The sequence below is a fragment of the Mesorhizobium tamadayense genome, from assembly GCF_003863365.1.
GTDB lineage: Bacteria > Pseudomonadota > Alphaproteobacteria > Rhizobiales > Rhizobiaceae > Mesorhizobium > Mesorhizobium tamadayense.
Genome location: NZ_RQXT01000001.1, coordinates 113,274 through 138,729, shown reverse-complemented (window position 1 = coordinate 138,729; position 25,456 = coordinate 113,274). Strand labels below are relative to the sequence as shown.

Below are 25,456 nucleotides of genomic sequence, written 5' to 3'. Positions count from 1 at the left end.
GTCAGACCTTCTCCTGCGTGTATTTCCTGAGCTCGGCGCGTGCCACCTGCCGCCGGTGCACAGCATCCGGCCCATCGGCAAGCCGCAGGGTTCTCAGATGCGTCCACGAACGGGCGAGCGGCGTGTCCTGGCTGATGCCTTGCGCGCCGAACATCTGCACCGCCTCGTCCGTCACCTTGAGCGCGACGCGTGGCGCGACGACCTTGACCTGGCTGATCCAGGGCGCGGCGGCGCGCGCATCGCCCTGATCGATCATCCATGCCGCCTTCAGGCAGAGCAGCCTCGCCATCTCGATCTCCATGCGGCATTCGGCGATGATGTCGAAATTGGCGCCGAGCTTGGCCAGCGGCTGGCCGAAAGCCTCGCGCCGCACCGAGCGCTGGCACAGCATCTCCAGCGCCATCTCGGCCTGGCCGATGGCGCGCATGCAGTGATGGATGCGGCCAGGCCCCAGCCTCCCCTGCGCGATCTCGAAGCCCCTGCCCTCGCCGAGGATCAGGTTCGCCGCCGGCACCCGCACATTCTCGAACCTCAGATGCATATGGCCGTGCGGCGCGTCGTCGTCGCCATAGACCTGCATGGGCCGGAGCTTGGTGATGCCCTTGCTGTCCGCCGGCACCAGGATCATCGAATGCCGGCGATGCTGCGGCCCCTCGTCCGAGCCTGTCCTGACCATGACGATGTAGATGGCGCAGCGCGGGTCGCCGGCGCCCGAGGCCCACCATTTCTCGCCGTTCAGCACATAATCGTCGCCGCGCCGCTCGCAGCGCATCGAAATGTTGGTGGCGTCCGATGAGGCGACGTCCGGCTCGGTCATCAAATAGGCCGAACGGATCCTGCCGTCGAGCAGCGGCTCCAGCCATTGTTGCTTATGCTGTTCCGAGCCGTAGCGCTCAAGCACTTCCATGTTGCCGGTGTCGGGCGCCGAGCAGTTGAAGGTCTCGGCGCCGAGATGCGCCCTGCCCATCTCCTCCGCCAGATAGGCGTATTCGACCGTCGACAGGCCGTAGCCGCGCTTGGAATCGGTGAGCCAGAAATTCCACAGGCCGCGCTCCCGCGCCGTCCTCTTCAGCCCTTCGAGGATCTCGGTCTGTCTGGCCGTGTAGGCCCAGCGGTCGCCGTTCCTGCCGACCTCGGCGAGGAACTCCTCGCCGAGCGGCGCGATCTCGTCGCGCACCATCGCGGCCACGCGCTGATGGATCGGCCTCAGCCGCTCGGTCATGCCGAGGTTCATGTCCGCCATCGGTTCCGGCCCTTTCGCAGATGCATCTTTACCCGTGGCAAGGATGACCGTACTTCGGCTAGCCTTGTCAACGCGAGTCCTTCGGCTCCGGCCGGAACGAGGCACGTGGAGGAATGCGATGAGCTATCTCGACAAGTTGTTCTCGGTCTCCGGCAAGACAGCGCTTGTGACCGGTGCCGCAACCGGCATCGGCCGCATGATCGCGACCGGACTGGTGCGGGCCGGCGCCACCGTGATGATCGCCTCGCGCAAGGGCGAGGACTGCATCCGGGTCGCCGGCGAGCTCAACGCGCAGGGCGGCGCCGGCCGCGCCGAGGGCTTTGCCGGCGACGTGTCCAGCGAAGCAGGCATCGCCGCGCTGGTCGCGGAGGTCAAGCTGCGCACGGACCGGCTGCACATCCTGGTCAACAATGCCGGCATTTCCTGGGGCGCGCCGCTGGAGGAGTTTCCCTATCACGCCTGGGCCAAGGTGTTCGACGTCAACGTCACCGCCGTCTTCCACCTGACGCGCGAGCTCCTGCCGCTCCTCGATGCCGCCGCAAGCGACGAGGATCCTGCCCGCGTGATCAATCTGGGCTCGGTGATGGGCACACAGCCGCTGGCCGATGATGCCTACTCCTACACCGCCTCCAAGGCTGCGGTGCATCACCTGACGCGCACGCTGGCGCTCGAGTTCGCCGCCCGCCGCATCACAGTCAATGCCTTTGCGCCCGGCCCGTTCCAGAGCCGGATGACGGCCTTTGCCACCGCCACCGAGGAGCAGGCGAAACATGTCGGTAACCACGTTCCGCTCGGCCGCATCGGTGTGGCGGATGACATTGCCGGCGCAACGCTCTATTTGTGCAGCCGTGCCGGAAGCTATGTCACAGGCGCCATCCTGCCGATCGACGGTGGCGAGTCGGTGCAGCACGGGATGACATTGTTCAAGGAATAAGGCGCTCGCCATCAGGGCGGGGCTGCGGAGGACATCAGCGTGGAACCGATCAGTCTCGATACGCTTCTGGCTAGCGTCGGCAAGGAAGTCGGCGTCTCGCCCTGGCGCACGGTGACGCAGCGCATGATCGACCAGTTCGCCGACGCCACCGACGATCACCAGTTCATCCATTGCGATCCGGAGCGCGCCGCACGCGAGACGCCGTTCGGCGGCACCATCGCGCACGGCTTCCTGTCGCTGTCGCTGCTGTCGGCCATGACCTTCGAGACCATGCCGCCGATCGAGAACACCAAGATGGGCGTCAACCACGGCTTCGACACGCTGCGCTTCCTGGCGCCGGTGAAGACCGGCTCGCGCATCCGCACGCATTTCGTCCTGGCCGACGTCAAGGTCAGGCCGTCTGGCTGGGTGCAGACGGCGCATGACGTGACCATCGAGATCGAGGGATCGAAGAAGCCGGCGCTGACCGCGCGCTGGCTGACGCTCACGCTGATCGAGCGCCAGCCCGAGACCGCATGAGTGGCGACGCCAACGCGCTCGACAAGTCGGCGCTTGAGCTCGACAAGTCGGCGCTTGCGCCATACCTCGAAACGCATATTTCGGGCTTTGCCGGACTTTCCGCGATCGAGAAATTCAAGTCCGGGCAGTCGAATCCGACCTATCTCCTGACCGCCGCCAGCGGCCGCTACGTGCTGCGCGCCAAACCGCCGGGACAGCTCTTGAAATCGGCGCACCAGGTCGACCGCGAATTCCGGGTCATGCAGGCGCTTGCCGGCACGGCCGTGCCGGTGCCGCGCATGCTGCACCTGTCCGGCGAAGACTCCCCGATCGGGCGCATGTTCTATGTCATGGAGTTCCTCGACGGGCGCATCTTTTGGGATCCGTCCCTGCCGGACGCATCCGGCAATGACGAGCGGGCCGCGATCTACGACGCCATGAATGCGACGCTGGCCGCCCTGCACGACGTCGATGTGGAGGCCGTGGGCTTAAGCGATTTCGGCAAGCCCGGCAGCTATTTCGAGCGCCAGCTCGCCCGCTGGACGAGCCAGTATCGCGCCTCCGAAACGGAAGTAATCGCCGACATGGACCGGCTGATTGCCTGGCTGGAAACGCACATGCCGGCCGATGGCGGCCGCGTCTCGCTGGTGCATGGCGACTACCGGCTGGACAACATGATTTTCGCCAAGGATGAGCCGAAGGTCATTGCCGTGCTCGACTGGGAGCTTTCAACGCTCGGCCATCCCTTTGCCGACCTCGCCTATCAATGCATGCAGTGGCGGCTGCCGCATGCCTCCGGCTTTCGCGGCCTCGGCGGCGTCGACCGCGCAGCAATCGGCTTGCCCTCCGAAGAAGCCTATGTCGCCGCCTATTGCCGCCGGCGTGGTATCGGCGGCGTCGGCAACTGGACGTTCTTCCTCGCCTTCTCCTTCTTCCGGCTGGCGGCGATCTGCCAGGGCGTCTACCGCCGCGCGCTGGACGGCAACGCCTCCAATCCGGAAAAGGCAAGGACCTACGGCGAGGCGGTGAAGCTGCTCGCCGCGCTTGCAGTGGACCTGATCGACAAGAAGATTTGAATAGGGAGAGCCGGGCAATGGGCCACGCGCTTGCGCTGTCGGCATGGGCGCGATCTGAGCAATTCCAGGAAAGGTGCTTGGCGGTTGGAACAATGCGTTAGGGCGTACCTTGGGGAACCAGGCCGCTCCCTTGTCCGTTTCCGTACAGCGTATATAATTTCGTCAGGCAACCAACCACAAAGGCAGGCGGACATTGCCGCTGAGCGTTCAAAAACGCCGCGAGAAACAGAAAGCCGAGCTTCGCTCCGAACTGGTCGACGCGGCCCACAAGCTCGTCCAGGAAGAAGGCTACGAAGGGCTTACCATCCGCAAACTCGCCAAGCGGGTCGGCTACGCGCCGATGTCGGTCTATTCCTACTTCGCCGACAAACAGGACATCCTGTTCGCGCTGGCTGAAGATGCCTTCGAGACGCTTGCCCGGCGCATCGAGGAGCACCCCTCCGACGATCCCGTTGAGGCATTGCGGGCGGTGATGACCGAATATGCCGCCTTCGGGCTCGGCAATCCCAACGAATATCGCACCGTCTTCATGACCGAGAAGACCAAGCTGCCGGAAGGCCGCAGCTACGAGGAGATGGAAGAGGGCAACCCGGCGATGAAGGTGCTGATCAAAAGGGTCGAGGCCTGTGTTGCCGCCGGCAAGCTCAAGGGCGACCCGCGCGCCATCGCCACCATGCTGTGGACCGTCGGCCACGGCACGATCTCGCTGCTGATCACCTTTCCCTTCTATCCGTTCGGCGATCCCCAGGCCTATGTGAAGCGGATGTGCGACTTCACGCTGGCCTCGTTGTCGGCGCAGGACATCCCCCCGCTCACCGAAACACCCGTCAACTGCTGACGGCTGCTCCCTAGCCTAGCCGTCTCCGTGTCACCCCAATCGCTTGATTCGCTGCGGCGAATTCCTGCGTTCAAGAAAATTTGTCGTACGCGTACAAAATCCCTCTTGAATTCAGCTTCCGTTAACCGTATTTGTACGTCGCATCGTACATGTACGGACAGATTACCGGAGACGGAAGATGAAAAAGACGATTCTCGCACTCGCTGCCGTGCTCGCCTTCTCGGGTGCCGCTTTCGCCGGCGCGAACCAGCCGGCCAAGCACGCCTCCTCTGCCGCTTGCGTCCAGACCCACACCAATGTGGCGCTCGACTGCACCGCGACCGGCTCGGTCGAAAAGGCCGACGCCGTCAAGACCCAGGCCACCAAGGGCCCGCGGCTCGGCATCGACGTCAACCCGTGGTTCGTGCCTGGCCTCTAAAGCATGTCCCCGAAAGTGTGCAGCGGTTTCGGGACAAAGACATGCTTAAAATCAAAGACCTAAGCAGGTCGCGTGAATCCTTTTTCACGCGACCTGCTTCCCAGTCACTTTCCATAGGGCCTCAAACCGGGAATGGGCGGCATCTGGCCGCCCTTTTGCGTTTCGCCTGAAGTCCGATTGCCTGCCGCGACGGCGTTACTTCTTGCGCGGTTTCGTTCCAGGCACCGTCTTTGCCTTACTGGGGGCCTTATCAGACTTTGCCGGAGCGCCGGAAATGGACGTTCCGGTGATCGACACCGGATCGCTGGCCGGAAAGGTATCCTCGAGGCCCTCCTCGAGTTCTTCGTCCTCGATCTCGCGATGCCGCTCCTTCTCCAGCGAGCGGACCGCCGCTGTCTTTTTGGGCGACTTCGGCGCGGATTTGGACGGCATCGGCTTTCTCCCTCGGAGCAATTCCGAGAAAAGTGCGCAGCGGAATTGCGTCGATACAAATGCCAGGAACGTCGGCGAATCATGAAACGCCACGCCGCTCCGGTCGCAAACAACGGGGCGGATCGGTGATGGTTCCCGCAGCGCCCCTTCGGGCAATCGGGGCGCTGTATAGACCTCAGTTCGCCGCGTCGCTCGCCGCTTCCGACAGCAAAGTAAAGACATAGTCCGAGAAGGAACGCCAGCACTCGACCCGGAACGTGTCTTCCGCGGAGCGCAACAGCACGATCTCAGCCTTGCCGAGGATGGTGCGCGACGCCGTCCCGACCGGGAACGCTCCGAGCGACAGGTCTTGCGGGCAACCGGAATTGACCGTCACGGCGGCCGCCGGCCCGGTGACCGAGATCGCGACGTTGCGATGCGAGATACCGACGGCCGAATGCAGCGCCGAGACCTTGGCGCAGTCGGCCAGCGGATCGTTGCCGGCCTCGTCGATGACCAGCCATTCGTCCGGCCCGAGCCACAGCGCCGTGCGACCGCCCTTGGCGGCCGAGGTCTTCGGCTTCGTCGGCAGCGTCAAGCCGAGCGCCTTGGAGAGCGCGGCGAGCGAAGCCTGCGGCGCGCGCAGCGAGATGCGTTCGGCCGGCGGCAGCATCTCGACCTTGACGCCCGGCGCCGACAGCGCGCGGCCGGCAAGTGCGGGACGCCGCTCGACCGATGCTTCGACGACTTTTGTCTTGGCGGCAGCCTTAGCCATTGAGGTGCTCTCCCTTCTCGTCGACGAACACCATGCCGGTGACCTCCACCTCGATCGTGCCGTTCGGCATCGGCACATAGAGCGTCTGACCCATGCGGTCGCGGCCGCCGGCCACCAGCGCCAGCGCGATCGAGCGCCCGCAATTCTCCGACCAGTAGCTGGAGGTGACGTGGCCGATCATCTTCATCGGGATCGCCTGTTTCGGATCGTCGACGATCTGCGCGCCCTCTTCCAAAACCACTTTCGGGTCCTTGGTCTTGAGACCGACGAGCTGCTTGCGGCCCTTGGCGACGAGATCCGCCCGCGCCATGCCGCGAATGCCGACGAAGTCGGTCTTCTTCTTGCCGACCGCCCAGTCGAGCCCGGCATCGTTCGGCGTCACTGTGCCGTCGGTGTCCTGGCCGACGATGATGTAGCCCTTCTCGGCACGCAGCACGTGCATGGTTTCCGTGCCGTAGGCACATGTGCCGTGCTTCTGGCCCTCGGCCCACAGAGCTTCCCAGACCGCCTCGCCGTAGTCGGCCGGCACATTGACCTCGAAGCCGCGCTCGCCGGTGAACGACATGCGGAACAGCCTCGTCGGCACGCCGCAGATCTTGCCCTCGCGCACCGACATATGCGGCAGCGCCTCGTCCGACATGTCGATGCCTTCGACCAGCGGGGCGATGATATCGCGGGATTTTGGTCCCTGCACCGCGATCACCGCCCACTGCTCGGTGATCGAGGTCAGCCAGACATTGAGATGCGGGAACTCGGTCTGGAGGTAGTCCTCCATGTGATGCATGACGCGCGGCGCGCCGCCGGTCGTCGTCGTCACGTGGAAGCGGTCGGGCGCCAGCCTGCCGACGACGCCGTCGTCATAGATGAAGCCGTCCTCGCGCAGCATGATGCCGTAGCGGCAGCGGCCGGGCTCCAGCTTCTCCCACGGATTGGTGTAGAGCAGTTCCATGAACTTGGCCGCGTCCGGCCCGACCACCTCGATCTTGCCGAGCGTCGAGGCATCGAACAGGCCGGCCACTTTTCGCACCGTCACGCATTCGCGGTCGACGGCGGCGTGCATGTCCTCGCCGGCCTTGGGGAAGTACCAGGCGCGCTTCCACTGGCCGACATCCTCGAACACAGCACCTTGGGCGGCGGCCCATGGATGGATTGCGGTTCGGCGCGTCGGATCGAACAGCGCTCCGCGCGCGTGTCCGACGATCGAGCCGAAGGTCACCGGCGTGTAGGGCGCGCGGAAGGTGGTGAGGCCGACCTGCGGGATCGGCTTGCCCAGCGTCTCGGCGGCAATGGCAAGTCCGTGCATGTTCGACGTCTTGCCCTGGTCGGTGGCCATACCGTTGGTGGTGAAGCGCTTGACGTGCTCGATCGAGTGCATGCCTTCGTGCACCGCCTGGCGGATGTCCTTGGCGGTGACGTCGTTCTGGAAGTCGACGAAGGCCTTGACGGTAGTGTCCGGTCCGGCGCCCGGGGCGGCGCCCAGCATGCCGCGCGACCAGCTCTCGCTGGCATCGACCTTCGGCTTGGCGCTCTTGCCGGCCCTGCCGCCGGCGTCTTTCGCCGCCTTGGCGCCGGCCGCGTAGGCCTCGTCGATCGTTGCGGCCAGCCCGTCGGTGCCGTTGCAGGCGCCGACCGAGACGCAGTCCTGCGCATAAGTCCCCGGCACGAAACGCCGCGTCTCCTCGTTGAAGGCGACCTTGCCGCGCGACTGCGAGAACAGATGCACCGACGGCGTCCAGCCGGCCGACATCAGGATGGCATCGACCGGGATGGTGCGCTCGCCGCCGCCGTTCTTCGGCTGCACGGTCATCGACGACACCCGCAGCTTGCCGCCGGCCCGGATCACCGCCCGGCCGAAATTGATCTCGATGCCGAGCGCCCTTGCCTCGTCGATCACCGGCCCGGTCGGGTTGTCGCGCAGGTCGACGATTGCCGCGACATTGACGCCGGCCTTCTTGAGGTCGATCGCGGCCGCGTAAGCCGAGTCGTTGGCGGTGTAGACGCCGACATTCCTGCCGACCGCGACGCCATAGTGGTTGAGGTATGTTCGCGCGGCCGAGGCCAGCATGATGCCTGGACGGTCGTTGTCGGCGAATACCATATGGCGCTCGATGGCACCGGTCGCCAGCACGACGCGCCTGGCGCGGACCTGCCACAGGCGCTCGCGCGCCAGCTCTCGGCCGGGGCTCTTGAGATGGTCGCTGACTCGCTCGACGAGCCCGACGAAGTTCTGCGCGTAATACCCGAAAGCCGTCGTGCGCGGCAGCACGTGGACATTGTCCATCGCCTTGAGCTTGGCGATCGCGCCTTGCGCCCAGGCAAAGCCGTCCTCGCCCTCGATTTTAGCGCCGCTCTCGAAGCGCAGGCTGCCGCCGAATTCGGCCTGCTCGTCGGCGAGGATCACCCTGACGCCGGTTTCGGCCGCGGCAAGCGCCGCGGCGATGCCGGCGGCACCGCCGCCCAGCACCAGCACCTCGCAATGCGCGTAGCGCGCGGCATAGTGGTCGGGGTCCGGCCGGTCAGGAGAAACGCCGAGGCCGGCCGCCGCCCTGATCTTCGGCTCGTAAAGGTTCTTCCATGCCGACTTCGGCCACATGAAGGTCTTGTAGTAGAAGCCGGCCGAAAACAGCGGCGAGGCGATGTCGTTGACCGCGCCGACGTCGAAGGCGAGCGAGGGCCAGCGGTTCTGCGAATGGGCCGTGAGCCCATCATAGAGCTCCTGCACAGTCGCCCGCACATTCGGCGTCTTGCGCGCGTCGTCGCGCACGATCTGCACCAGCGCGTTCGGCTCTTCCGCGCCGGCCGACAGGAAGCCGCGCGGCCGGTGATATTTGAACGAGCGACCGACGAGATGGACGCCGTTGGCGAGCAGCGCCGAGGCGAGCGTGTCGCCGTCGATGCCGACATAGGACTTATCGTCGAAGCTGAAGGAAGCCGTCGCCTGTCTGAGACGCCCGGCGCCGGGAATGCGGAAGGCGGCGTTCATTTCGAGGCTCCAGGCAGCTTCGCAGGCTTCGGCTCGCCGGCCTTGTAGGTCATGACGAACTTGTCGGTGACGGTGTCGCGCACGGCGTTGAAGAAGCGCGCGCAGCCATGGATGTGCCGCCAGCGCTCATAGATGACGCCTTTCGGGTTCGAGCGGATGAAGAAGAATTTCTCGAAATCGTCGTCGCTCTCGCCGGCAATGTTGGTCGAGCGCGCGATATGTGCCTCGCCGGCGTTGCGGAACTCGAGTTCCGGGCGCTCTTCCTCGCAATAGGGACAGCGGATGAGAAGCATTCTGTTTGTTCCTACAATTCGCCGTTGCCGATGGCCGGTTGGTCGCAAAGCTTCTCGACAGGCATCAGTGCGCCACCGCAGCCGCCGCCGCTTCGTCGATGAGACGGCCGGTGCGGAAGCGCTCGAGGGTGAAGGGCGCGTTGATCGGGTGCGGGTCGTCTTTTGCGATGGTGTGGGCAAAGACATTGCCTGAACCCGGTGTCGCCTTGAAGCCGCCCGTGCCCCAGCCGCAATTGACATAGAGGCCCTTGACCGGCGTCTTCGCCAGGATCGGCGAGCGGTCCGGCGTGACGTCGACGATGCCGCCCCACGAGCGCAGCATCTTCATGCGCGTGAAGATCGGGAACATCTCGCAGATGGCGTCGAGCGTATGCTGCAGGATGTGCAGGCCGCCGGTCTGCGAATAAGAGACATACTGGTCGGTGCCGGCGCCGATCACCAGCTCGCCCTTGTCGGACTGCGAGATATAGGCGTGCACGGTGTTCGACATCACCACGCAAGGCACGACCGGCTTGACCGGCTCCGACACCAGCGCCTGCAGCGGATAGCTTTCGAGCGGCATGCGCACGCCGGCCATGTTCATGATGACCGAGGAATGGCCAGCGGCGACCACGCCGATCTTCTTGGCGCCGATGAAGCCGCGCGTCGTCTCGACGCCGCTGACGGCGCCATTGGCCGCGCGCTTGACGCCGGTGACCTCGCAGTTCTGGATGATATGGACGCCGCGCGCCGAGGCGCCGCGCGCATAGCCCCAGGCGACCGCATCGTGGCGCGCCGTGCCGCCGCGTCGCTGCAGCGCCGCGCCGACCACCGGATAGCGCGCCTCCCTGGCAATGTTGAGCGGCGGACAGAATTCCTTCGCTTGCTCCGGCGTCAGCCATTCATTGTCGATGCCGTTGAGGCGATTGGCGTGCACATGGCGCTTCAGCACCTGGACGTCGTGCACATTGTGGGCGAGCATCATGACGCCGCGCGCCGAATACATGACGTTGTAGTTGAGCTCCTGGCTCAGCCCATCCCATAACTTCAGCGCATGATCGTAGATGCCGGCGCTCTCGTCATAGAGATAGTTGGAGCGGATGATGGTGGTGTTGCGGCCGGTGTTGCCGCCGCCGAGCCAGCCCTTTTCCAGCACCGCGACATTGGTGATGCCGTGCTCGGTCGCCAGATAGTAGGCCGTGGCGAGGCCATGGCCACCGGCACCGACGATGATGACGTCGTATTCCTTCTTCGGCTCGGGCGAGGTCCACTGTTCTTCCCAGCCCTTGTGGCCGCGCATCGCCTCGCGGGCAATGGCGAATACCGAGTATTTCTTCACGTTATAGCCTCGCGCCAAAAATCGCGGATGTCGTCCGGGCCTCTCCCGTCACGCGAGGTGTATCACTAGCGAAACCGAGCTGCCATCCTTGCGCTGTTTGCGACGGTGCTTGCCGTTTTGCGCCGTGACGAAAAGTTGCATGCGCGCTGGTTGATGGGACTAGCTTCGACCATTATTCCTGGCGTCCAAACAATGGGAGTACCCAACAATGGGAGTACAAGGGGGTGGGTAGCGCCCTGTGGAATCTGACATTGCGCTTTTTGCTGGAACTTGCCGCTTTGCTCGGCCTCGGCATGGCCGGCTGGAGTCTCTCTAGCGGAGTATGGCGCTGGGTTGCCGCGCCGGTCGTGCCGCTCATTGCGGCGACTCTCTGGGGAACCTTCGCGGTTCTGAACGATCCAAGCCGGTCGGGGCGCGCGCCGATCCCGGTCCCCGGCGCAGTGCGGCTGGTGCTGGAACTGGCTATCCTGTTCGGCGGCGCGATCGGATTCTATGCGGCCACGTACACGACCACGGCCATCATCGTCGCTCTGTTGATCGTCGTGAGCTACGCATTTTCACTCGATCGCCTCGGTTGGCTTCTAAAACAATAGTCAGCCATGGCCCTTTGCAGGGATCGGGTGGCTCGCGGCGGCCCGACCTGCGACCAAGCATCCGATTGTCGGCAAGGCCGACGCCCAAGCAGAGGATGCAGAAAATGTTCGCACTCGCAGGCAAGGTCGCCATCGTCACCGGCGCCAGTTCCGGCATTGGCCGCGCCACAGCCAAGTTGTTCGCCGCGCACGGCGCCGGCCTTGTCGTGGCGGCGCGCCGCCAGGCTGAGCTCGACACGCTGGTCGCCGAGATCGCGGAGGCCGGCGGCACCGCTGTCGCCCTTGCCGGCGACGTCAGGGACGAAACCTACGCAAAGGCCCTCGTCGATCTGGCGGTTGAAAGGTTCGGCGGCCTCGACATCGCCTTCAACAATGTCGGAGCCGTCGGTGAGATGGGGTCGATTTCCGACCTGTCGCTGGAGGGCTGGCGCGAGACGCTTGATACCAATCTCACCAGCGCGTTTCTTGGCGCGAAATACCAGGTGCCGGCGATGATCGAGCGGGGTAGCGGTTCGCTGATCTTCACCTCCACCTTTGTCGGCCACACCGTCGGCATGCCCGGCATGACCGGCTACGCGGCGAGCAAGGCGGGCCTGATCGGATTGACGCAGGTGCTTGCCGCCGAATACGGGCCGAAAGCCATTCGCGTCAACGCGCTCCTGCCGGGCGGCACCGATACACCCGCGGCGACGTTCAAGACGCCGGAATCGCGGACATTCGTCGAAAACCTCCATGCCTTGAAGCGTGTGGCCCGGCCGGAAGAGATTGCCCGCTCGGCGCTCTACCTTGCCTCCGACGCCTCGAGCTTCACCACCGGCACCGCACTGTTTGCCGATGGCGGCGTCTCGATCAACCGGACGTGATCCGGTTGATCGCGGACGACGTGCTCAACCGCTGAAATATTGCGATGCGGGCCTTGCATTCCAGTCCGATTTGACGATTCCGTTTTCTCGTCAAAAGACGGACCGGAACGATGCTGCTGATCAAAACCTATATCGCCCAGAGCGCCATCGAAGGCGTCGGCGTTTTCGCTGCCGAGCCGATCGGGAAAGGCGCCTCTATCTGGCGGCTCGACCTCGATTTCGACCGGCTGATCCCGATGGAAAAATATGAGGCCGCGCCGCCGCATCTGAAGGAACTGCTCGACCGCTATGCCTATCCGAGCCCTGATCGTCCGGGCTTCATGGTCTATGAGGTCGACAATGGCCGCTTCATGAACCATTCCGAGCGGCCGAACACGGATTTCTCGCAATATGGCGGCGCCACCGCCATCCGGAATATCGCGGCCGCCGAGGAAATCACCTGCGACTACGGCGAGTTCTTCGAGGATTTCGCCCGCCTCCATCTGGCGATGGCTTAGGTCGAGCGCCGCCCCGATGGCGGCGCGCTTGCGATTTGCTCCTCCGCCGCTCATTCGGCAGTGGACAGGGCGGCCTGATTCTGCTATCAGCCGCCACAATTCGCGGTGCAACCCGCCGCGGAGGCATTATGGCTATGACCGTATGCCTGTTGATTTCAAACTCGAAGACAGGATTGCCCGTGCAGGTACTCGTCCGCGACAACAACGTTGATCAGGCGCTTCGCGCGCTGAAGAAGAAGATGCAGCGCGAAGGTATTTTCCGCGAAATGAAGATGCGCGGTCACTACGAGAAGCCGTCCGAGAAGCGTGCCCGCGAGAAGGCGGAAGCCGTGCGCCGCGCCCGCAAGCTGGCCCGCAAGCGCGCCCAGCGCGAGGGCCTGCTGCCGATGACCCCGCGCCCGGCTCCGGCTGGTGGTGCCGGCGCATCGCGTTCGCCGCGCTGATACGCCAATTTTTCGTCCTTTTCGAAGGATACCGAGGGTGGCGCGATGCGGAATCGCCGCCACCTTTTTGTTTATGCATTCGAGACGGTTCGGAGAGGGAACGGACCTGACGGCGCGGCGCCAGTGAGGACTGAGATGAACGCAATTACCGTGGAGCGCAGAACCGCTTTTCGCGGCTTCGCCCTGACGGCGGCCCTGCTTTCGGGCCTGACCCTTGCAGCATGCCAGACGGCCCCGACTGGCGAGTTCACCAATATCGACAAGGCGCAAGGCTCGAGCGAGAACATCTCTTCGCTGTCGGCGGTGATCCAGCGCAATCCGCAGGATCCCGAAGGCTATAATGTGCGCGGCTCGGCCTATGGCCGCGGCGGCCAATACCAGGCGGCGCTCAAGGATTTCGACACCGCCATCCAGCTCAATCCGAACTTCTACCAGGCCTATTCGAACCGCGCGCTCATCCAGCGCTTCCTCGGCAACCAGGAAGCCGCGCTCGCCGACTACAACCGCTCGATCCAGATCAACGCCAACTACGATGCCGCCTATATCGGCCGCGGCAATCTCTATCGCAAGGCGGGTCGCACCCAGGACGCCTTCAACGATTTCCAGAAGGCGATCCAGCTCGACACGACCGATGCCCGCGCTTACCACAACCGCGGCTTGATCTATCAGAGCCAGGGCCAGCACAAGTTTGCCATCGAGGATTTCTCGACCGCGATCTCGCTGGCGCCGGATGCCGCCGAGCCCTACAACGGCCGCGGCCTGTCCTATCTCGCCATGAACGACGAGGACAACGCCTTCGCCGACTTCAACATGGCCATCAAGCTCGACGGCAAGAACGCGGAGGCCTGGGCCAACCAGGCGCTGATCTACGAGCGGCGCGGCGACAAGGTAAGGGCTGCCAAGTCGTATCGCGAGGCGGTCCACCTCGACCCGAACTACCAACCGGCCAAGGACGGCCTTTCCCGCACCTCCGCCGGCGCCAGCTGATCCGCCGCCGGCGCTAGAGCAATTCCAGGAAAAGTGTGCAACGGTTTTCCGTCCGGAATTGCGTAAAAACAAAGAGATAGAGCGGTTCGGCGTTTCCGTGAAACGGTGAACCACTCTAGCCGGCGCGCCGCGCGCCGCTTTTGCTTGCTGATTCTGCTGGACCGCTTTGCCGTCCCGACACGCTAGCGATCCGTTAACCGCCAACGGCAATGCGTCACCGCTTGCCATGCTCGCGCCAAGTTTTCGGCGGAACGCTCCAGCACCTCGGCCGTTAACCGAGGCCAGTTTGCGAAAGGACCTTTCCAATGATCAAGACACTTGCCTGTGCCGCCGCGCTTTCAACAACGGTCCTCGCCTTTCCCGTCAGCGCCGGCACGCTCCGGCTCGGCACGCTCGATTGCACCATCGACGGTGGCGTCGGTTACGTCATCACCTCCAACAAGGGCGTTTCCTGCGTCTTCCGCCCCTCCCATCACGGGCCGTCCGAGATCTACACGGGCATGATGTCCAAGCTCGGCGTCGATGTCGGCAAGACGCATCAGGGCCAGCTCGTCTGGGCGGTGCTTGCCGCCACGCGCAGCCATGACGCGGGCGACCTCGCCGGCAGCTATTATGGCGTCAACGCCGAGGCAAGCGTCGTGACCGGCGGCGGCGCCAATCTTCTGGTCGGCGGACTGGACGGCGCCTTCATGCTGGAGCCGCTCAGCGTCCAGGCGCAGACCGGTGTCAATCTGGCCGTCGCGGTGGCCTCGCTGGATCTCGTCCACTCCTACAAGTGAAGCTTCGGCTTTCCAAATCCGGTTGCGCTGCGCCCGGCCCGGAACACCTGTTCCGGGCCGAGCGCTTTTGGGGAGCCGGATGCCTAATGCATGTCGCGCAAAAGTGTGCAGCGGTTTTGCGAAAACGACATGCATAAAAACAAAGACCTAAAGCGCGTCGCCTGAATCCGTTTCAGCGCGACGCGCTTTATGCGCAAATCGCAGCCCGCCCACGCCTCGAAATCCGCGAGAAAGCCTCTTGAGCTCAACTGCGCTTGAGGTTCTACAAGCCCTGCCGAACTGGATCTGGCGCCTCGTTCGCAACGCTGATGGGGTTGCGGAAAAACAAGCAGGAGATCGACGTGACGGCAGCAAGCGGCAACAAGGTGGCCAACAACAGGGTGGATTGGCGGGCGCTGTGGCCGAGCGGCGACCTGGCGCGCTTCTGCTTCGTCAGCCTGGGCATCCTGCTGCATGCCACCAATGAGACGATGGTGGCTACGGTGATGCCGGCCATGGTCGGCGAGCTGGCGGGCGTGCACCTGGTCGGCTGGTCGCTGGCGATCTACGAGCTCGGCGCCATTGTCGCCGGCGCCGCAGCCGGCCGGCTGGTCAGCTATGTCGCGCTGCGCTCCAACATGATGGTCGCCGCCCTGCTTTACGCAACTGGCGCGCTGATCTGCGCCACGGCGCCTTCCATGCCGCTATTCCTCGCCGGACGCCTAGTCGAGGGCCTTGGCGGCGGCGCGCTCGTGTCGCTGGCCTTCGTCTCGGTCGAGCGGCTGTTTGCGCGCAACATCTGGCCGCAGCTCTTCGGCATCATGTCCGCGATCTGGGGCGTCGCCGCCTTCAGCGGCCCGATGCTGGGCGCGATCATGACCGAGTTCCTGTCGTGGCGCTGGGCCTTTGGCGTCTTCACCTTCGGCGGCGCGGCGATGGCGCTGGCAAGCTTCATCGTGCTGAACACGCACGAAGCAACCAGGCCGCAGGCGGGCAGCGGCGCGGCGCCGTCTTTCCCCTATCCGGCGCTCGCCTGTCTCGCTCTCAGCGTGGTGCTGATCGCCGCCGCCGGCATCGACATCGCCCTGTTGCGCTCGTCGTTGCTGCTCCTCCTCGGCCTGATCGGCCTGGCACTGTTCTTCCGCATCGATACCCTCAGGCCGCGCTCGCGCCTGTTCCCGTCGCCTTTGTTCTCCTGGCGCTCGCCGCTCGGCTCCGGCATGACGATGGTTGCGGCATTCTCCGTGGCCACCTGCACCTTCACCATTTACGGGCCGCTGCTCTTGACCACGCTGCACGGCATTCCGATCCTGACGACCGGTTACATCATCGCCGCCGAATCCATCGCCTGGTCGATCCTGTCGATCGTCATCGCCAATGCGCCGCTGGAACGCGAAAGACTGATCATCGTCATCGGCGCGCTGATGATCGCCTCCGGCCTCGCCGGTTTCGCCTACACCATCCCCGCAGGCTCGATCCCGCTGATCCTGCCCTGCGCCCTGCTGCAGGGCGGCGGCTTCGGCGTTTGCTGGCCGTTCCTGACGCGCGTCATCGTCGCCTCGGCCCGCGAGGGCGAGCAGACGATCGCGTCGGCCGCGGTGCCGACCATGCAGCGCATCGGTTACGCGGTGGGCGCGGCCCTTGCCGGCATCGTCGCCAACGCCAGCGGCTTTTCGGAAGGCCTGAACCGCGAAGCGGCCGCCGGCGTCGCCGGCTGGCTGTTTCTGGCCTTCGTACCGCTTGGGATCCTGGGCTGCGTCGCTGCGCTGCGGATCGCGCTGCCGGTCATGCGGCCGCAGGAAGCGGCCGGTTAAACCACGATCGTTTTCAGCCGCTCGGCAATCATCGCGGCAAGCCGTGCCGCCACCTCATCCTTGCCCATTTCCGGCCATTCCTCGACGCCGGTCCTGGAGACGATGCGCACCTTGTTGCGGTCGCCGCCCATCACCCCCGACGGGCCGATGCCGCTCTCATGCGAGACGTCGTTGGCGACGATGAGATCGGCGCCTTTCTTCCTGAGCTTGGCTTCGGCGTTGCCGACGAGATCCTGCGTTTCGGCGGCAAAGCCGACGACGAGGCCCGGCCGCCGGCTGTGGTGTCCGACGCCGGCCAGGATATCGGGATTCTCGACCATCTTGAGCGAAGGCGGCCCCTCGCCCGCCACCTTCTTGATCTTCTCGCCGGCAGCGTTCGCCGTGCGCCAGTCGGCGACGGCGGCGACGAACACCGCCGCGTCCGCCGGCAAAAGGCCCTCGACCGCTTCCTTCATCTGAGTCGCGGTCTCGACATGGGTAGTCTTGACGCCGGCGGGGTCGGCGATGTTGACCGGACCGGAAACCAGCCGGACGTCGGCGCCGAGCTTCGCAAGTGCGGCCGCGATCGCGTGGCCCTGCTTGCCGGAGGAGCGGTTGGCGATGTAGCGCACCGGATCTATCGGCTCATGCGTCGGCCCCGAGGTGACGATGATCCTGCGGCCTGCGAGCGGCTTCGGCTTTTGGTCGAGCATGGCCTCGATCGCGGCCACGATTTCCAGCGGCTCGGCCATGCGGCCCTCGCCCGCCTCGTTGCTCTCAGCCATCTCGCCCCTGGCAGGGCCGACAAAGGCGATGCCATCCTTCTGCAGGGTCGCCCGGTTGCGGCGCGTCGCCGGATGCGACCACATTTTCGGGTTCATCGCCGGCGCCATCAGCACCTTCTTGTCGGTGGCCAAAAGCACCGTCGAGGCGAGGTCGTTGGCATGGCCGTTGGCAAGCTTCGCCATCAGGTCGGCCGTCGCCGGCGCCACGACCAGCAGGTCGGCCTCGCGCGACAGCCTTATATGGCCGACATCGTGCTCGTCATTGCGGTCGAACAGCTCGGTGAAGACATGGTCGGCCGAAAGCGCGCCGACCGAAAGCGTGGTGACGAACTCCTGCGCGGCTGATGTCATGACGACCCTGACCGCGACGCCCCGTTCGCGCAGGCGCCGGATCAGGTCGAGCGCCTTGTAGGCAGCGATGCCGCCGCCGATGATGAGCAGGATGCGTTTGCCGGAGAGGGTGTTGTGCGTTTCCGCGGGTTGGCTGCCCGGAGATTGGCTTCGTCGTGGCAGCTCAACATCAAAACCGCCATGCGGCTCGACTAAGCCGCGGATCGCCGCATAAAGGGTCTCGCCCTCGGGCGCGGTGTCCGCTCCCGCGGACAGAACGCTTTTGGCGAGGGCGTCGCGCGCCTCTTCTTCCATCGACACGCCGCGCGCCGCGGCACGTTCGCGCAATCTCTGCTTCACGTCGTCAGCCAGATTGCGGACAGTAATGGTGCCCATGATTCCGCTCCTCGCCGTCAATAGCACGGTGGTGCATGCAATGCTAGCAATTTTGATGCTAGCATTGCAAGCAATCAGAGCAGCTTCCAGGCAATGTAGAGCAGCGTCAGCGCGATCACCCAAAGCGCGACGCGGCCGGAGCGGGTGTGGCGCGCTTCGGCCTTGCCGATGGCGTGCGCGGTCGCCTCATCGAAGCGCAGCCCATGTTCTGCCATCAGGTCGATTTCGCGCGATAGCCGCTCGGTGCGGGTCGCGATGTCCGGCGCCTGCCTCGCCAGCGCCACCAGCGCTTTGCCTGCGTCGCGCGCATCGGTCAGCATGCCGCGCGGACCGAGATTGCTGGCGATCCAGTCGCTCACCACAGGCTCGGAGGTCTTCCACATGTTGAAAGCCGGATCGAGCGTGCGGGCGACGCCTTCGACCACGACCATGGTTTTCTGCAGCAGGATCAGTTCCGGCCGCGTCGCCATGTCGAAAAGCTCGGTGACCTCAAACAGCAGCGTCAGCAGCTTGGCCATCGAGATGGTCTCGGCCGACTGGCCGTGGATGGGCTCGCCTATGGCGCGGATCGCCTGCGCGAAGGCCGAGACATTGTGCTGGCGCGGCACGTAGCCGGCCTCGAAATGCACCTCGGCGACGCGATGATAGTCGCGCACGATGAAGCCGTAGAGGATCTCGGCCAGGAAGCGACGCTCCTTCCTGCCGAGCCGCCCGGCAATGCCGAGATCGACGGCGACGATGGTGCCGTCCGGCTCGACGAACAGGTTCCCCGGATGCATGTCGGCATGGAAGAAGCCGTCGCGCAGCGTGTGGCGCAGGAACGCCTGGACGAGGTTCGCGGCAATCGCCTTGAGATCGTGGCCGGCCGAGGCAAGACCGACAAGATCGTTCATCTTGGTGCCGTCGATCCACTCCATGGTGATCACGTCGCGGCCGGTTCGTTCCCAGTCGACCGCCGGCACGCGAAACCCGGGATCGTCTTTCGTGTTTTCAGCGAGCTCGGAAAACGCGGCAGCCTCGAGCCGCATGTCCATTTCCACCTTGGTGGTCTGCGCCAGCGTTTGGGTCACCTCGATCGGCCGCAGGCGGCGCGACGAGGGAATGTACTTCTCCTGCAGGCGGGCCGCGAGGAAATAGCTCTCGAGATCCTGGAAGAAGCGATGGCGCACGCCGGGTCGGATGACCTTCACCGCCACCCGTGAAGCCTTCCCTTCACGAACGACTTCGGCGCCGTGCACCTGGGCGATCGAAGCGGCCGCGACCGGCTCGCCGAAGCTTGCGTAGAGATCGCCGATGCTGCGCCCGAGCGATGCCTCGATTGCCGCGATCGCTTCCGTTTTCGGGAAGGTGTGCATCTTGTCCTGCAGCAGCGCAAGGTCGACCGCCATGTCGTTGCCGACGACGTCGGGCCGCGTGGCGAGGAACTGGCCGAGCTTGACGTAGGATGGCCCCAGCCGCACCACCGCCTGCGCCAGCCGGTCGCCGCGCCGATGGCTCCTGGCGCGGCGGCGGGTCAGCAGCTTGGCAAGCCGCCAGCCGAGCTTCGGCATGCCGGAAAGCTCTTCGCCGGGCAGCGCCGCGACGACGCCCTCGCGGACCAACACCCAGCCGGCCCTGGCGAGCCGGAAAGCGGCGCCAATGCTGGTCATCGGACGCTGCTCATCGCCTGGCCTGCCTCAATGCTTCCGGCCTCAAAGCTTCCAGCCCGAATGAATGGCGGCGATGCCGCCCGAATAGTTGCGGAAGGTGGCGCGATCGAAGCCCGCCCGAGCGATCATGGAAGCAAAATTCACCTGGTTGGGGAATTTGCGGATCGATTCCACCAGGTAGGAATAGGGCTCGCCGTCGCCGGTCACCGCCTTGCCGATTTTGGGGATGGCGTTGAACGACCAGGCTTCGTAGACCTTGTCGAGCAGCGGCATGTCGACCTCGGAAAACTCCAGGCAAAGGAACCGCCCGCCGCGCTTCAGCACGCGAAAAGCTTCGCTCAGCGCCACATCGATGCGTGGCACGTTGCGGATGCCGAAGGCGATCGTATAGGCGTCGAACGTGCCGTCCTCGAACGGCAGCGCTTCGGCATTGGCCTCGACGAAATCCGTGTTTTGCGAGAGGCTTTTCTTCTCGGCCCTGTCGCGGCCGACTTCGAGCATCGACCCATTGATGTCGAGGACTGTCGCATGCGCCTGGCGCTGGCTTGCCTCGATGATGCGGAAGGCGATGTCGCCCGTGCCACCGGCTACGTCGAGCACCTTCCAGCCCGGCCGCTTCGGTGGATTGAGCCACGCGACCATCGCGTCCTTCCACAGCCGGTGCAACCCGCCCGACATCAGGTCGTTCATGAGGTCGTAGCGATCGGCCACCTTATGGAAGACGTCGTTGACGAGGGATTGCTTGTCGCCTGCGCCTACCCTCCTGAACCCATAGGAGGTTTCCATGCCGCCCGCGGCCGTGGTTCTCTCAACTGACATTATTTTGATCCGCCATAAAACCGGCGGGACCATAGCCGATCGATGGGGCCGACGCTATTGTCGAAGGCGCGGTTTTCGGCCGCGCCTTCGACATGGGTTCGGGCAGGGTCTTGCATGATTTTCCGCCCGGAAACCGGGCGAGAACAAAATACTGGACGGGATGGCCGCATGATTTTGAAAGCCGAATTGCACTGCCACATCGAAGGGGCAGCGGCACCCGACCTTGTTGTCAGCCAGGCCCGCAAATACGGCAAGGATCCTTCGCCCTATATCCAGAACGGCTCCTTCGTCTGGCACGATTTCAGCTCTTTCCTCGCGGCCTACGACTTCGCCTCCGACCTGTTTCGCACCGAGGAGGACTACGCCCGTCTGACCGATCATTACCTGACCAGCCTCGCCCGCGACGGCGCCATCTATTCCGAGGTCTTCACCTCGCCGGATCATGCCAAGAAGGCCGGCCTGTCGCCCAAGGCCTACACGGATGCGCTGGGCGAAGGCATGGCTCGCGCCAAGGCCAGGACCGGCATCGAAGGACGCATGATCGTCACCGGCGTGCGCCATATCGGCGTCGAGGCGATCGAGCAGGCTGCGCGCTTCGCGGCCCGCTGCGGCCACCCGCTGGTCACCGGCTTCGGCGTTGCCGGCGACGAGCGCATCGGCGATTTCGAGGATTATGTGCGCGCCTTCGAGATCGCGCGCGAGGCCGGACTCGGCATCACCATCCATGCCGGCGAGTTGATGGGCTGGGAAAGTGTGGCTGCGGCGCTCGATCACATCCGCCCCGCCCGCATCGGCCATGGCGTGCGCGCCATCGAAAACCCCGACCTCGTTCGTCGCATCGCCGCCGAGGGCGTGGTGCTGGAATGCTGCCCCGGCTCCAACATCGCGCTCAAGGTGTTCGACAGTTTCGCCGACCATCCCTTCCCGGCGTTGCGCGCGGCCGGCTGCAAGGTGACGCTCAATTCCGACGACCCACCCTATTTCTGGACCTCGCTGAAGCGCGAATACGACATCGCCGCCGAGCACTTCGCGATGGACGACAAGGCGCTTACCGCCGTCACCAGAACGGCCATCGATGCGGCCTTCGTCGACCGGAAGACCAAAGCAATGCTGTTGAGCCGGCTCGACGTCAAAGGCCGGTGAATGGTGAATGGTGAATGGATGGTTCGCCGGCGTTTCGGCCTGTCAACTGCGATCATCGACCTGTCCGGACTCGCAAACCTGCTCACTATTCACTATTCACTATTCACCATTCACGGGAGCAGACCATGCAGGGCGTCACCGTCGTCGACCACCCCCTTGTCCAGCACAAGCTGACCATCATGCGCAAGAAGGAGACCTCGACGGCCGGCTTCCGGCGGCTGCTGCGGGAGATCTCGCTGCTTCTTGGCTACGAGGTCACCCGCAACCTCGAACTGACCACCACCACCATCGAGACCCCGATCGAGGAGATGGAGGCGCCGACGCTGGAGGGCAAGAAGCTGGTTTTCGCCTCCGTGCTGCGCGCCGGCAACGGCCTGCTCGAAGGCCTGCTCGACCTGGTGCCGGCGGCGCGCGTCGCCCATATCGGCCTCTACCGCGACCACGAGACGCTGGAGGCGATCGAATATTTCTTCAAGGCGCCAAGCGACCTTGCCGACCGTCTAGTGATCGTCGTCGACCCGATGCTGGCGACAGCCAATTCCGCGATTGCGGCAATCGACAAGCTGAAGGGGCGCGGCGCCACCAACATCCGCTTCCTCTGCCTGCTCGCGGCGCCCGAAGGCATCGATCGCTTCACCAAGGCGCACCCGGATGTGCCGATCTTCACCGCTTCGATCGACCGTCAGTTGAATGAGAAGGGTTACATCATGCCTGGCCTCGGCGACGCCGGCGACCGCATGTACGGGACCAAGTGAGCGCTTTTTCTTAACCGCTCGTTTACGAAACACCTCGGTCCCGGCGCGCGTTAAAGCTGAAAACACCATGTCGGCGTAAGGATTGAGCCCTACGAAGGGGCTGTCCATGCTGCGCAAGCTTCTCCTCCTTGGCGTCTTTGTCGGAAGCTCGGCATCGATCCCGATCGTCTATCAGTCGAACCCGCAGATGGTCGAAACCCTGCTGAGATCGGCGGGCGCCTCCAAGCCGGCGGCGCCGGAGGCACAACCCGACGTCAATCTCGCCTCCGTCCCAGCCAGGCCGGCGGCGCCGATGCCGCTCGGCCGCCAGGTGGTGGTCAACGCCGATGAGCGCGGTCATTTCACCTCCGCCTTCAAGCTCAACGGCCGCCAGATCGACGGCATGATCGACACCGGCGCGACACTGGTCGCCATCAACACCTCGACCGCGCGCCGGATCGGCATCTCGCTCAATGCCTCGGATTTCAATCAACAGGTGAACACGGCGAACGGCGCCATCAAGGCCGCGGTGGTGACCGTCGACCACCTGCAGATCGGCAAGATCTCCGTCGACAATGTCCAGGCCGTCGTTCTCGACGATCGGGCGCTGCAGACCAACCTGATCGGCATGAGCTTCCTGCAGCGCCTGCAGAAATATCAGGTTCAGAACGGCGCGCTGCTGCTCGTGCAGTAGTATCTGTTTTCACGTAATTCAGGATGGAAAACCGCGGCCCGCTTTCCCGGATTGCGTACCTTAAAGGGGCAGTATCCGCCTGAGCACCGTCTTCTCGGCGGATGGCTTCGAGGCGCCGATCGTATAGGCGGAGCGCACCGCTGCGGCGGCAGCCTCGGCGTCCGCCTCGGTCCGCGCGTGGACCAGCGCCAGCGCCTCGCCCGCCCGCACCTCCGCGCCGATTGGCAACAGCCTGGTGAGACCGACGGAATGATCTATTCTGTCATCCGGACGAGTGCGCCCGCCGCCTAGCGCGACGACGGCGAGCCCGATGTCGCGCGTCGCGATGCCGGTGACGAAGCCGTTCTCGGTCGCCCTCACCGCCAATTCCACAGCCGCCTTGGGGAGATATTTTTCCGGGTTCTCGACGAAATCGGCGGGCCCGCCGAGCGCCGTCACCATGCGCGCGAAGATCGCCGCCGCGCGGCCGCCGGCCAGCGTCTCGGCGGCGCGCCTGATTCCGTCCTGATTGGACGAGACGATCCCTGACGATTGCAGCATTTCGGCGGCGAGCGCCAGCGTCACGTCCTCCAGCCGGCGGTCGCGGAACCGGCCGGTGAGGAAGTCGACGGCGTTGCGCACTTCCACCGCGTTGCCGGTGGCGGACGCCAGCGGCTCGTTCATGCCGGTCACCAGCGCCGAGGCCTTCAGGCCCGCGCCATTGGCGACCTCGACCAGGCTGTTCGCCAGGGCGACCGCATCGCGCGACTTCTCCATGAAGGCGCCATTGCCGACCTTGACGTCGAGCACCAGCGAGCCCAGCCCCGCTGCAAGCTTCTTCGACAGGATCGATGCCGTGATCAGCGGCACCGATTCCACTGTGCCGGTCACGTCGCGGATCGCGTAGAGCCGGCGATCGGCCGGCGCCAGATCGGCGGTCTGGCCGATGATGGCGCAGCCGGTCTCGAGCACGGTCTTGCGGAAGCGCGCCACGTCCGGCTGGCTGGTGTAGCCTGGAATGGCGTCCATCTTGTCGAGCGTGCCGCCGGTATGGCCGAGGCCGCGGCCGGAGATCATCGGCACATAGGCGCCGCAGGCGGCGACGATCGGCGCCAGCATCAGCGAGACATTGTCGCCGACACCACCCGTCGAATGCTTGTCGGTGACCGGGCCCGGCAGATCGGACCAGTCGAGCACATCGCCGGAATCGCGCATGGCGAGCGTCAGCGCCACCGCTTCCTCGCGGTTCATGCCTTTGAGGAACACCGCCATGGCAAAGGCGCCGATCTGTCCCTCCGAGAGCGTGCCGGCCGTTATCCCTTCAATGAAGGCCGCGATCTCGGGCGCCGAGAGCTTGTGGCCGTCGCGCTTGCGGCGGATGATTTCCTGGGGGAGCATCAGCTTTCCGGCAAGCCTTCCTCGAAGACGCGCCGCAGGATCGTCGCCAGCCGCGCGCCGCCGACCGGCGCCATGTCCTTGGTTTCCTGGTGCGAGAGTTCCGCCCCGGTCATGCCCGCCGCCAGGTTGGTGATGACCGAGCAGGCCGCGACCTTGAGGCCGAGGAAGCGGGCAAGGATCACTTCCGGCACGGTCGACATGCCGACCGCATTGGCGCCCATGACGCGCGCCATGCGGATTTCGGCCGGCGTCTCGAAGCACGGTCCCGAGAACCACATGTAGACGCCCTGGTGGAGCGCGGTGCCGGTTGCTTTCGCCGCCTTCTCGATCGCCCTGCGCAAGCTGGCGTCATAGGCCTCGGTGAGGCCGACGAAGCGGCGGTCGCTCGGCTCGCCGATCAGCGGGTTGGAGCCGGAGAAATTGATGTGGTCGGTGATCATCATCACCGAGCCCGGTCCCATCTCGGGATCGACCGAGCCGGCGGCGTTGGTGAGGATGAGATGCGAGATGCCGATGCCGGCAAGCACCTCCAGCGCCGGGCGCATCGCGGCGGCGTTGCCGTGCTCGTAGTAATGCGCGCGGCCCGAAAGCATCAGCACCTGCGTGCCGGCGAAATGCCCGGCAACCACCTCGCCGGCGTGGCCGGAAACACCGCTGCGCGGGAAGCTCGGCAGCTCCGTATAGGAGATGCGCCTTGCGTCCTCGACCTGGTCGACAAGCACGCCAAGGCCGGAGCCCAGCACAAGCGCCGCGGTCGGGGCCAGCCCGTCCAGTTTCTCGACCAGGCGATCCAGTGCTTCCTTCATTT

General features: G+C 64.9%; 26 protein-coding genes. 15 read left to right on the top strand and 11 right to left on the bottom strand.

The window, feature by feature from the left end; all coding sequences use genetic code 11:
* Position 1: 1 nt before the first annotated feature.
* Positions 2-1,243, bottom strand: coding sequence for an acyl-CoA dehydrogenase family protein (locus EH240_RS00780; protein ID WP_124995509.1), 1,242 nt, complete (start codon positions 1,241-1,243; stop codon positions 2-4).
* A gap of 118 nt (positions 1,244-1,361) precedes the next feature.
* Here EH240_RS00780 and EH240_RS00775 point away from each other — a divergent pair, with 118 nt between their 5' ends.
* The 5 genes from EH240_RS00775 to EH240_RS00755 all read left to right on the top strand — a co-directional run bounded on the left by EH240_RS00775 (position 1,362) and on the right by EH240_RS00755 (position 5,007).
* Positions 1,362-2,177 (top strand): SDR family oxidoreductase, encoded by an 816-nt coding sequence (locus tag EH240_RS00775; RefSeq protein ID WP_124995508.1) that lies wholly within the window; start codon positions 1,362-1,364, stop codon positions 2,175-2,177.
* A gap of 33 nt (positions 2,178-2,210) precedes the next feature.
* Positions 2,211-2,696, top strand: a complete 486-nt coding sequence (locus EH240_RS00770) for a MaoC family dehydratase (protein ID WP_277816115.1) — start codon at positions 2,211-2,213, stop codon at positions 2,694-2,696.
* Positions 2,693-3,751, top strand: a complete 1,059-nt coding sequence (locus EH240_RS00765; RefSeq protein WP_124995507.1) for a phosphotransferase family protein — start codon at positions 2,693-2,695, stop codon at positions 3,749-3,751. The genes EH240_RS00770 and EH240_RS00765 overlap by 4 nt, the downstream gene beginning before the upstream one ends.
* A gap of 193 nt (positions 3,752-3,944) precedes the next feature.
* Entirely contained in the window at positions 3,945-4,589 is a 645-nt protein-coding gene (locus EH240_RS00760; protein ID WP_124995506.1) for a TetR/AcrR family transcriptional regulator, read from the top strand.
* Positions 4,590-4,767: 178 nt separating this feature from the next.
* Positions 4,768-5,007: a DUF680 domain-containing protein gene (locus tag EH240_RS00755; RefSeq protein WP_124995505.1), complete on the top strand. Its 240-nt coding sequence runs from the start codon at positions 4,768-4,770 to the stop codon at positions 5,005-5,007.
* A gap of 195 nt (positions 5,008-5,202) precedes the next feature.
* On the opposite strand, the gene EH240_RS00750 is transcribed toward EH240_RS00755, so the two are convergent.
* From EH240_RS00750 to EH240_RS00730, 5 genes are all read right to left on the bottom strand, one after another.
* On the bottom strand, positions 5,203-5,439 hold the full coding sequence (locus tag EH240_RS00750; RefSeq protein WP_124995504.1) for a hypothetical protein: 237 nt from the start codon (positions 5,437-5,439) through the stop codon (positions 5,203-5,205).
* 175 nt (positions 5,440-5,614) lie between these two features.
* On the bottom strand, positions 5,615-6,193 hold the full coding sequence (locus tag EH240_RS00745; protein ID WP_124995503.1) for a sarcosine oxidase subunit gamma: 579 nt from the start codon (positions 6,191-6,193) through the stop codon (positions 5,615-5,617).
* Positions 6,186-9,176, bottom strand: coding sequence for a sarcosine oxidase subunit alpha (locus tag EH240_RS00740; RefSeq protein ID WP_124995502.1), 2,991 nt, complete (start codon positions 9,174-9,176; stop codon positions 6,186-6,188). The genes EH240_RS00745 and EH240_RS00740 overlap by 8 nt, the downstream gene beginning before the upstream one ends.
* Positions 9,173-9,469, bottom strand: a complete 297-nt coding sequence (locus EH240_RS00735) for a sarcosine oxidase subunit delta (RefSeq protein WP_124995501.1) — start codon at positions 9,467-9,469, stop codon at positions 9,173-9,175. Before EH240_RS00735 ends, EH240_RS00740 begins: the two co-directional genes overlap by 4 nt.
* 64 nt (positions 9,470-9,533) lie before the next feature.
* On the bottom strand, positions 9,534-10,787 hold the full coding sequence (locus tag EH240_RS00730; protein ID WP_124995500.1) for a sarcosine oxidase subunit beta: 1,254 nt from the start codon (positions 10,785-10,787) through the stop codon (positions 9,534-9,536).
* Positions 10,788-11,011: 224 nt separating this feature from the next.
* Here EH240_RS00730 and EH240_RS00725 point away from each other — a divergent pair, with 224 nt between their 5' ends.
* The 7 genes from EH240_RS00725 (at position 11,012) to EH240_RS00695 (ending at position 16,742) form a co-directional block, all read left to right on the top strand.
* The gene (locus tag EH240_RS00725; protein ID WP_124995499.1) at positions 11,012-11,380 is read left to right on the top strand and encodes a YrdB family protein; all 369 of its coding nucleotides are present in this window, start codon (positions 11,012-11,014) and stop codon (positions 11,378-11,380) included.
* 104 nt (positions 11,381-11,484) lie between these two features.
* Positions 11,485-12,243 carry an SDR family oxidoreductase gene (locus tag EH240_RS00720; protein ID WP_124995498.1) on the top strand — a complete coding sequence of 253 codons (759 nt, stop codon included), beginning with the start codon at positions 11,485-11,487 and terminating at the stop codon, positions 12,241-12,243.
* A 110-nt stretch (positions 12,244-12,353) separates the two neighbouring features.
* Entirely contained in the window at positions 12,354-12,740 is a 387-nt protein-coding gene (locus EH240_RS00715) for an SET domain-containing protein (RefSeq protein ID WP_124995497.1), read from the top strand.
* Between the two features lie 179 nt (positions 12,741-12,919).
* Positions 12,920-13,183: a 30S ribosomal protein S21 gene (rpsU, locus tag EH240_RS00710; RefSeq protein ID WP_124995678.1), complete on the top strand. Its 264-nt coding sequence runs from the start codon at positions 12,920-12,922 to the stop codon at positions 13,181-13,183.
* 135 nt (positions 13,184-13,318) lie between these two features.
* The gene (locus EH240_RS00705; RefSeq protein WP_124995496.1) at positions 13,319-14,170 is read left to right on the top strand and encodes a tetratricopeptide repeat protein; all 852 of its coding nucleotides are present in this window, start codon (positions 13,319-13,321) and stop codon (positions 14,168-14,170) included.
* A 305-nt stretch (positions 14,171-14,475) separates the two neighbouring features.
* Complete coding sequence (locus tag EH240_RS00700; RefSeq protein WP_124995495.1) at positions 14,476-14,949, top strand: DUF992 domain-containing protein; 474 nt, start codon at positions 14,476-14,478, stop codon at positions 14,947-14,949.
* A gap of 341 nt (positions 14,950-15,290) precedes the next feature.
* Positions 15,291-16,742 carry an MFS transporter gene (locus tag EH240_RS00695; RefSeq protein WP_245435798.1) on the top strand — a complete coding sequence of 484 codons (1,452 nt, stop codon included), beginning with the start codon at positions 15,291-15,293 and terminating at the stop codon, positions 16,740-16,742.
* On the opposite strand, the gene coaBC is transcribed toward EH240_RS00695, so the two are convergent.
* From coaBC to ubiE, 3 genes are all read right to left on the bottom strand, one after another.
* Positions 16,739-18,232: a bifunctional phosphopantothenoylcysteine decarboxylase/phosphopantothenate--cysteine ligase CoaBC gene (coaBC, locus tag EH240_RS00690; RefSeq protein WP_206075212.1), complete on the bottom strand. Its 1,494-nt coding sequence runs from the start codon at positions 18,230-18,232 to the stop codon at positions 16,739-16,741. The two genes, EH240_RS00695 and coaBC, sit on opposite strands and share 4 nt — an antisense overlap.
* 74 nt (positions 18,233-18,306) lie before the next feature.
* Positions 18,307-19,881: a 2-polyprenylphenol 6-hydroxylase gene (gene ubiB / locus EH240_RS00685; protein WP_124995493.1), complete on the bottom strand. Its 1,575-nt coding sequence runs from the start codon at positions 19,879-19,881 to the stop codon at positions 18,307-18,309.
* 42 nt (positions 19,882-19,923) lie between these two features.
* On the bottom strand, positions 19,924-20,700 hold the full coding sequence (ubiE, locus tag EH240_RS00680; RefSeq protein WP_124995492.1) for a bifunctional demethylmenaquinone methyltransferase/2-methoxy-6-polyprenyl-1,4-benzoquinol methylase UbiE: 777 nt from the start codon (positions 20,698-20,700) through the stop codon (positions 19,924-19,926).
* Between the two features lie 168 nt (positions 20,701-20,868).
* Between ubiE and EH240_RS00675 the strand changes: the two genes are divergently transcribed.
* The 3 genes from EH240_RS00675 to EH240_RS00665 all read left to right on the top strand — a co-directional run bounded on the left by EH240_RS00675 (position 20,869) and on the right by EH240_RS00665 (position 23,271).
* Positions 20,869-21,843, top strand: coding sequence for an adenosine deaminase (locus EH240_RS00675; RefSeq protein ID WP_124995491.1), 975 nt, complete (start codon positions 20,869-20,871; stop codon positions 21,841-21,843).
* A gap of 125 nt (positions 21,844-21,968) precedes the next feature.
* Positions 21,969-22,598: a uracil phosphoribosyltransferase gene (upp, locus tag EH240_RS00670; protein ID WP_124995490.1), complete on the top strand. Its 630-nt coding sequence runs from the start codon at positions 21,969-21,971 to the stop codon at positions 22,596-22,598.
* Between the two features lie 106 nt (positions 22,599-22,704).
* On the top strand, positions 22,705-23,271 hold the full coding sequence (locus EH240_RS00665; protein ID WP_124995489.1) for a TIGR02281 family clan AA aspartic protease: 567 nt from the start codon (positions 22,705-22,707) through the stop codon (positions 23,269-23,271).
* A gap of 60 nt (positions 23,272-23,331) precedes the next feature.
* Here EH240_RS00665 and deoA read toward each other — a convergent pair whose 3' ends face one another.
* Positions 23,332-24,648 (bottom strand): thymidine phosphorylase, encoded by a 1,317-nt coding sequence (gene deoA / locus EH240_RS00660; protein ID WP_124995488.1) that lies wholly within the window; start codon positions 24,646-24,648, stop codon positions 23,332-23,334.
* Complete coding sequence (locus EH240_RS00655; protein ID WP_124995487.1) at positions 24,648-25,454, bottom strand: purine-nucleoside phosphorylase; 807 nt, start codon at positions 25,452-25,454, stop codon at positions 24,648-24,650. Before EH240_RS00655 ends, deoA begins: the two co-directional genes overlap by 1 nt.
* Positions 25,455-25,456 lie beyond the last annotated feature (2 nt).

Excerpts from the sequence above, each read along its gene's own strand:
- EH240_RS00780 (WP_124995509.1), bottom strand. The coding sequence starts at position 1,243 with ATGGCGGACATGAACCTCGGCATGACCGAGCGGCTGAGGCCGATCCAT.
- EH240_RS00775 (WP_124995508.1), top strand. The coding sequence starts at position 1,362 with ATGAGCTATCTCGACAAGTTGTTCTCGGTCTCCGGCAAGACAGCGCTT.
- EH240_RS00765 (WP_124995507.1), top strand. The coding sequence starts at position 2,693 with ATGAGTGGCGACGCCAACGCGCTCGACAAGTCGGCGCTTGAGCTCGAC.
- EH240_RS00755 (WP_124995505.1), top strand. The coding sequence starts at position 4,768 with ATGAAAAAGACGATTCTCGCACTCGCTGCCGTGCTCGCCTTCTCGGGT.
- EH240_RS00750 (WP_124995504.1), bottom strand. The coding sequence starts at position 5,439 with ATGCCGTCCAAATCCGCGCCGAAGTCGCCCAAAAAGACAGCGGCGGTC.
- EH240_RS00745 (WP_124995503.1), bottom strand. The coding sequence starts at position 6,193 with ATGGCTAAGGCTGCCGCCAAGACAAAAGTCGTCGAAGCATCGGTCGAG.
- EH240_RS00740 (WP_124995502.1), bottom strand. The coding sequence starts at position 9,176 with ATGAACGCCGCCTTCCGCATTCCCGGCGCCGGGCGTCTCAGACAGGCG.
- EH240_RS00735 (WP_124995501.1), bottom strand. The coding sequence starts at position 9,469 with ATGCTTCTCATCCGCTGTCCCTATTGCGAGGAAGAGCGCCCGGAACTC.
- EH240_RS00720 (WP_124995498.1), top strand. The coding sequence starts at position 11,485 with ATGTTCGCACTCGCAGGCAAGGTCGCCATCGTCACCGGCGCCAGTTCC.
- EH240_RS00715 (WP_124995497.1), top strand. The coding sequence starts at position 12,354 with ATGCTGCTGATCAAAACCTATATCGCCCAGAGCGCCATCGAAGGCGTC.
- EH240_RS00705 (WP_124995496.1), top strand. The coding sequence starts at position 13,319 with ATGAACGCAATTACCGTGGAGCGCAGAACCGCTTTTCGCGGCTTCGCC.
- EH240_RS00700 (WP_124995495.1), top strand. The coding sequence starts at position 14,476 with ATGATCAAGACACTTGCCTGTGCCGCCGCGCTTTCAACAACGGTCCTC.
- coaBC (WP_206075212.1), bottom strand. The coding sequence starts at position 18,232 with ATGGGCACCATTACTGTCCGCAATCTGGCTGACGACGTGAAGCAGAGA.
- ubiB (WP_124995493.1), bottom strand. The coding sequence starts at position 19,881 with ATGACCAGCATTGGCGCCGCTTTCCGGCTCGCCAGGGCCGGCTGGGTG.
- ubiE (WP_124995492.1), bottom strand. The coding sequence starts at position 20,700 with ATGTCAGTTGAGAGAACCACGGCCGCGGGCGGCATGGAAACCTCCTAT.
- EH240_RS00675 (WP_124995491.1), top strand. The coding sequence starts at position 20,869 with ATGATTTTGAAAGCCGAATTGCACTGCCACATCGAAGGGGCAGCGGCA.
- upp (WP_124995490.1), top strand. The coding sequence starts at position 21,969 with ATGCAGGGCGTCACCGTCGTCGACCACCCCCTTGTCCAGCACAAGCTG.
- EH240_RS00665 (WP_124995489.1), top strand. The coding sequence starts at position 22,705 with ATGCTGCGCAAGCTTCTCCTCCTTGGCGTCTTTGTCGGAAGCTCGGCA.
- deoA (WP_124995488.1), bottom strand. The coding sequence starts at position 24,648 with ATGCTCCCCCAGGAAATCATCCGCCGCAAGCGCGACGGCCACAAGCTC.
- EH240_RS00655 (WP_124995487.1), bottom strand. The coding sequence starts at position 25,454 with ATGAAGGAAGCACTGGATCGCCTGGTCGAGAAACTGGACGGGCTGGCC.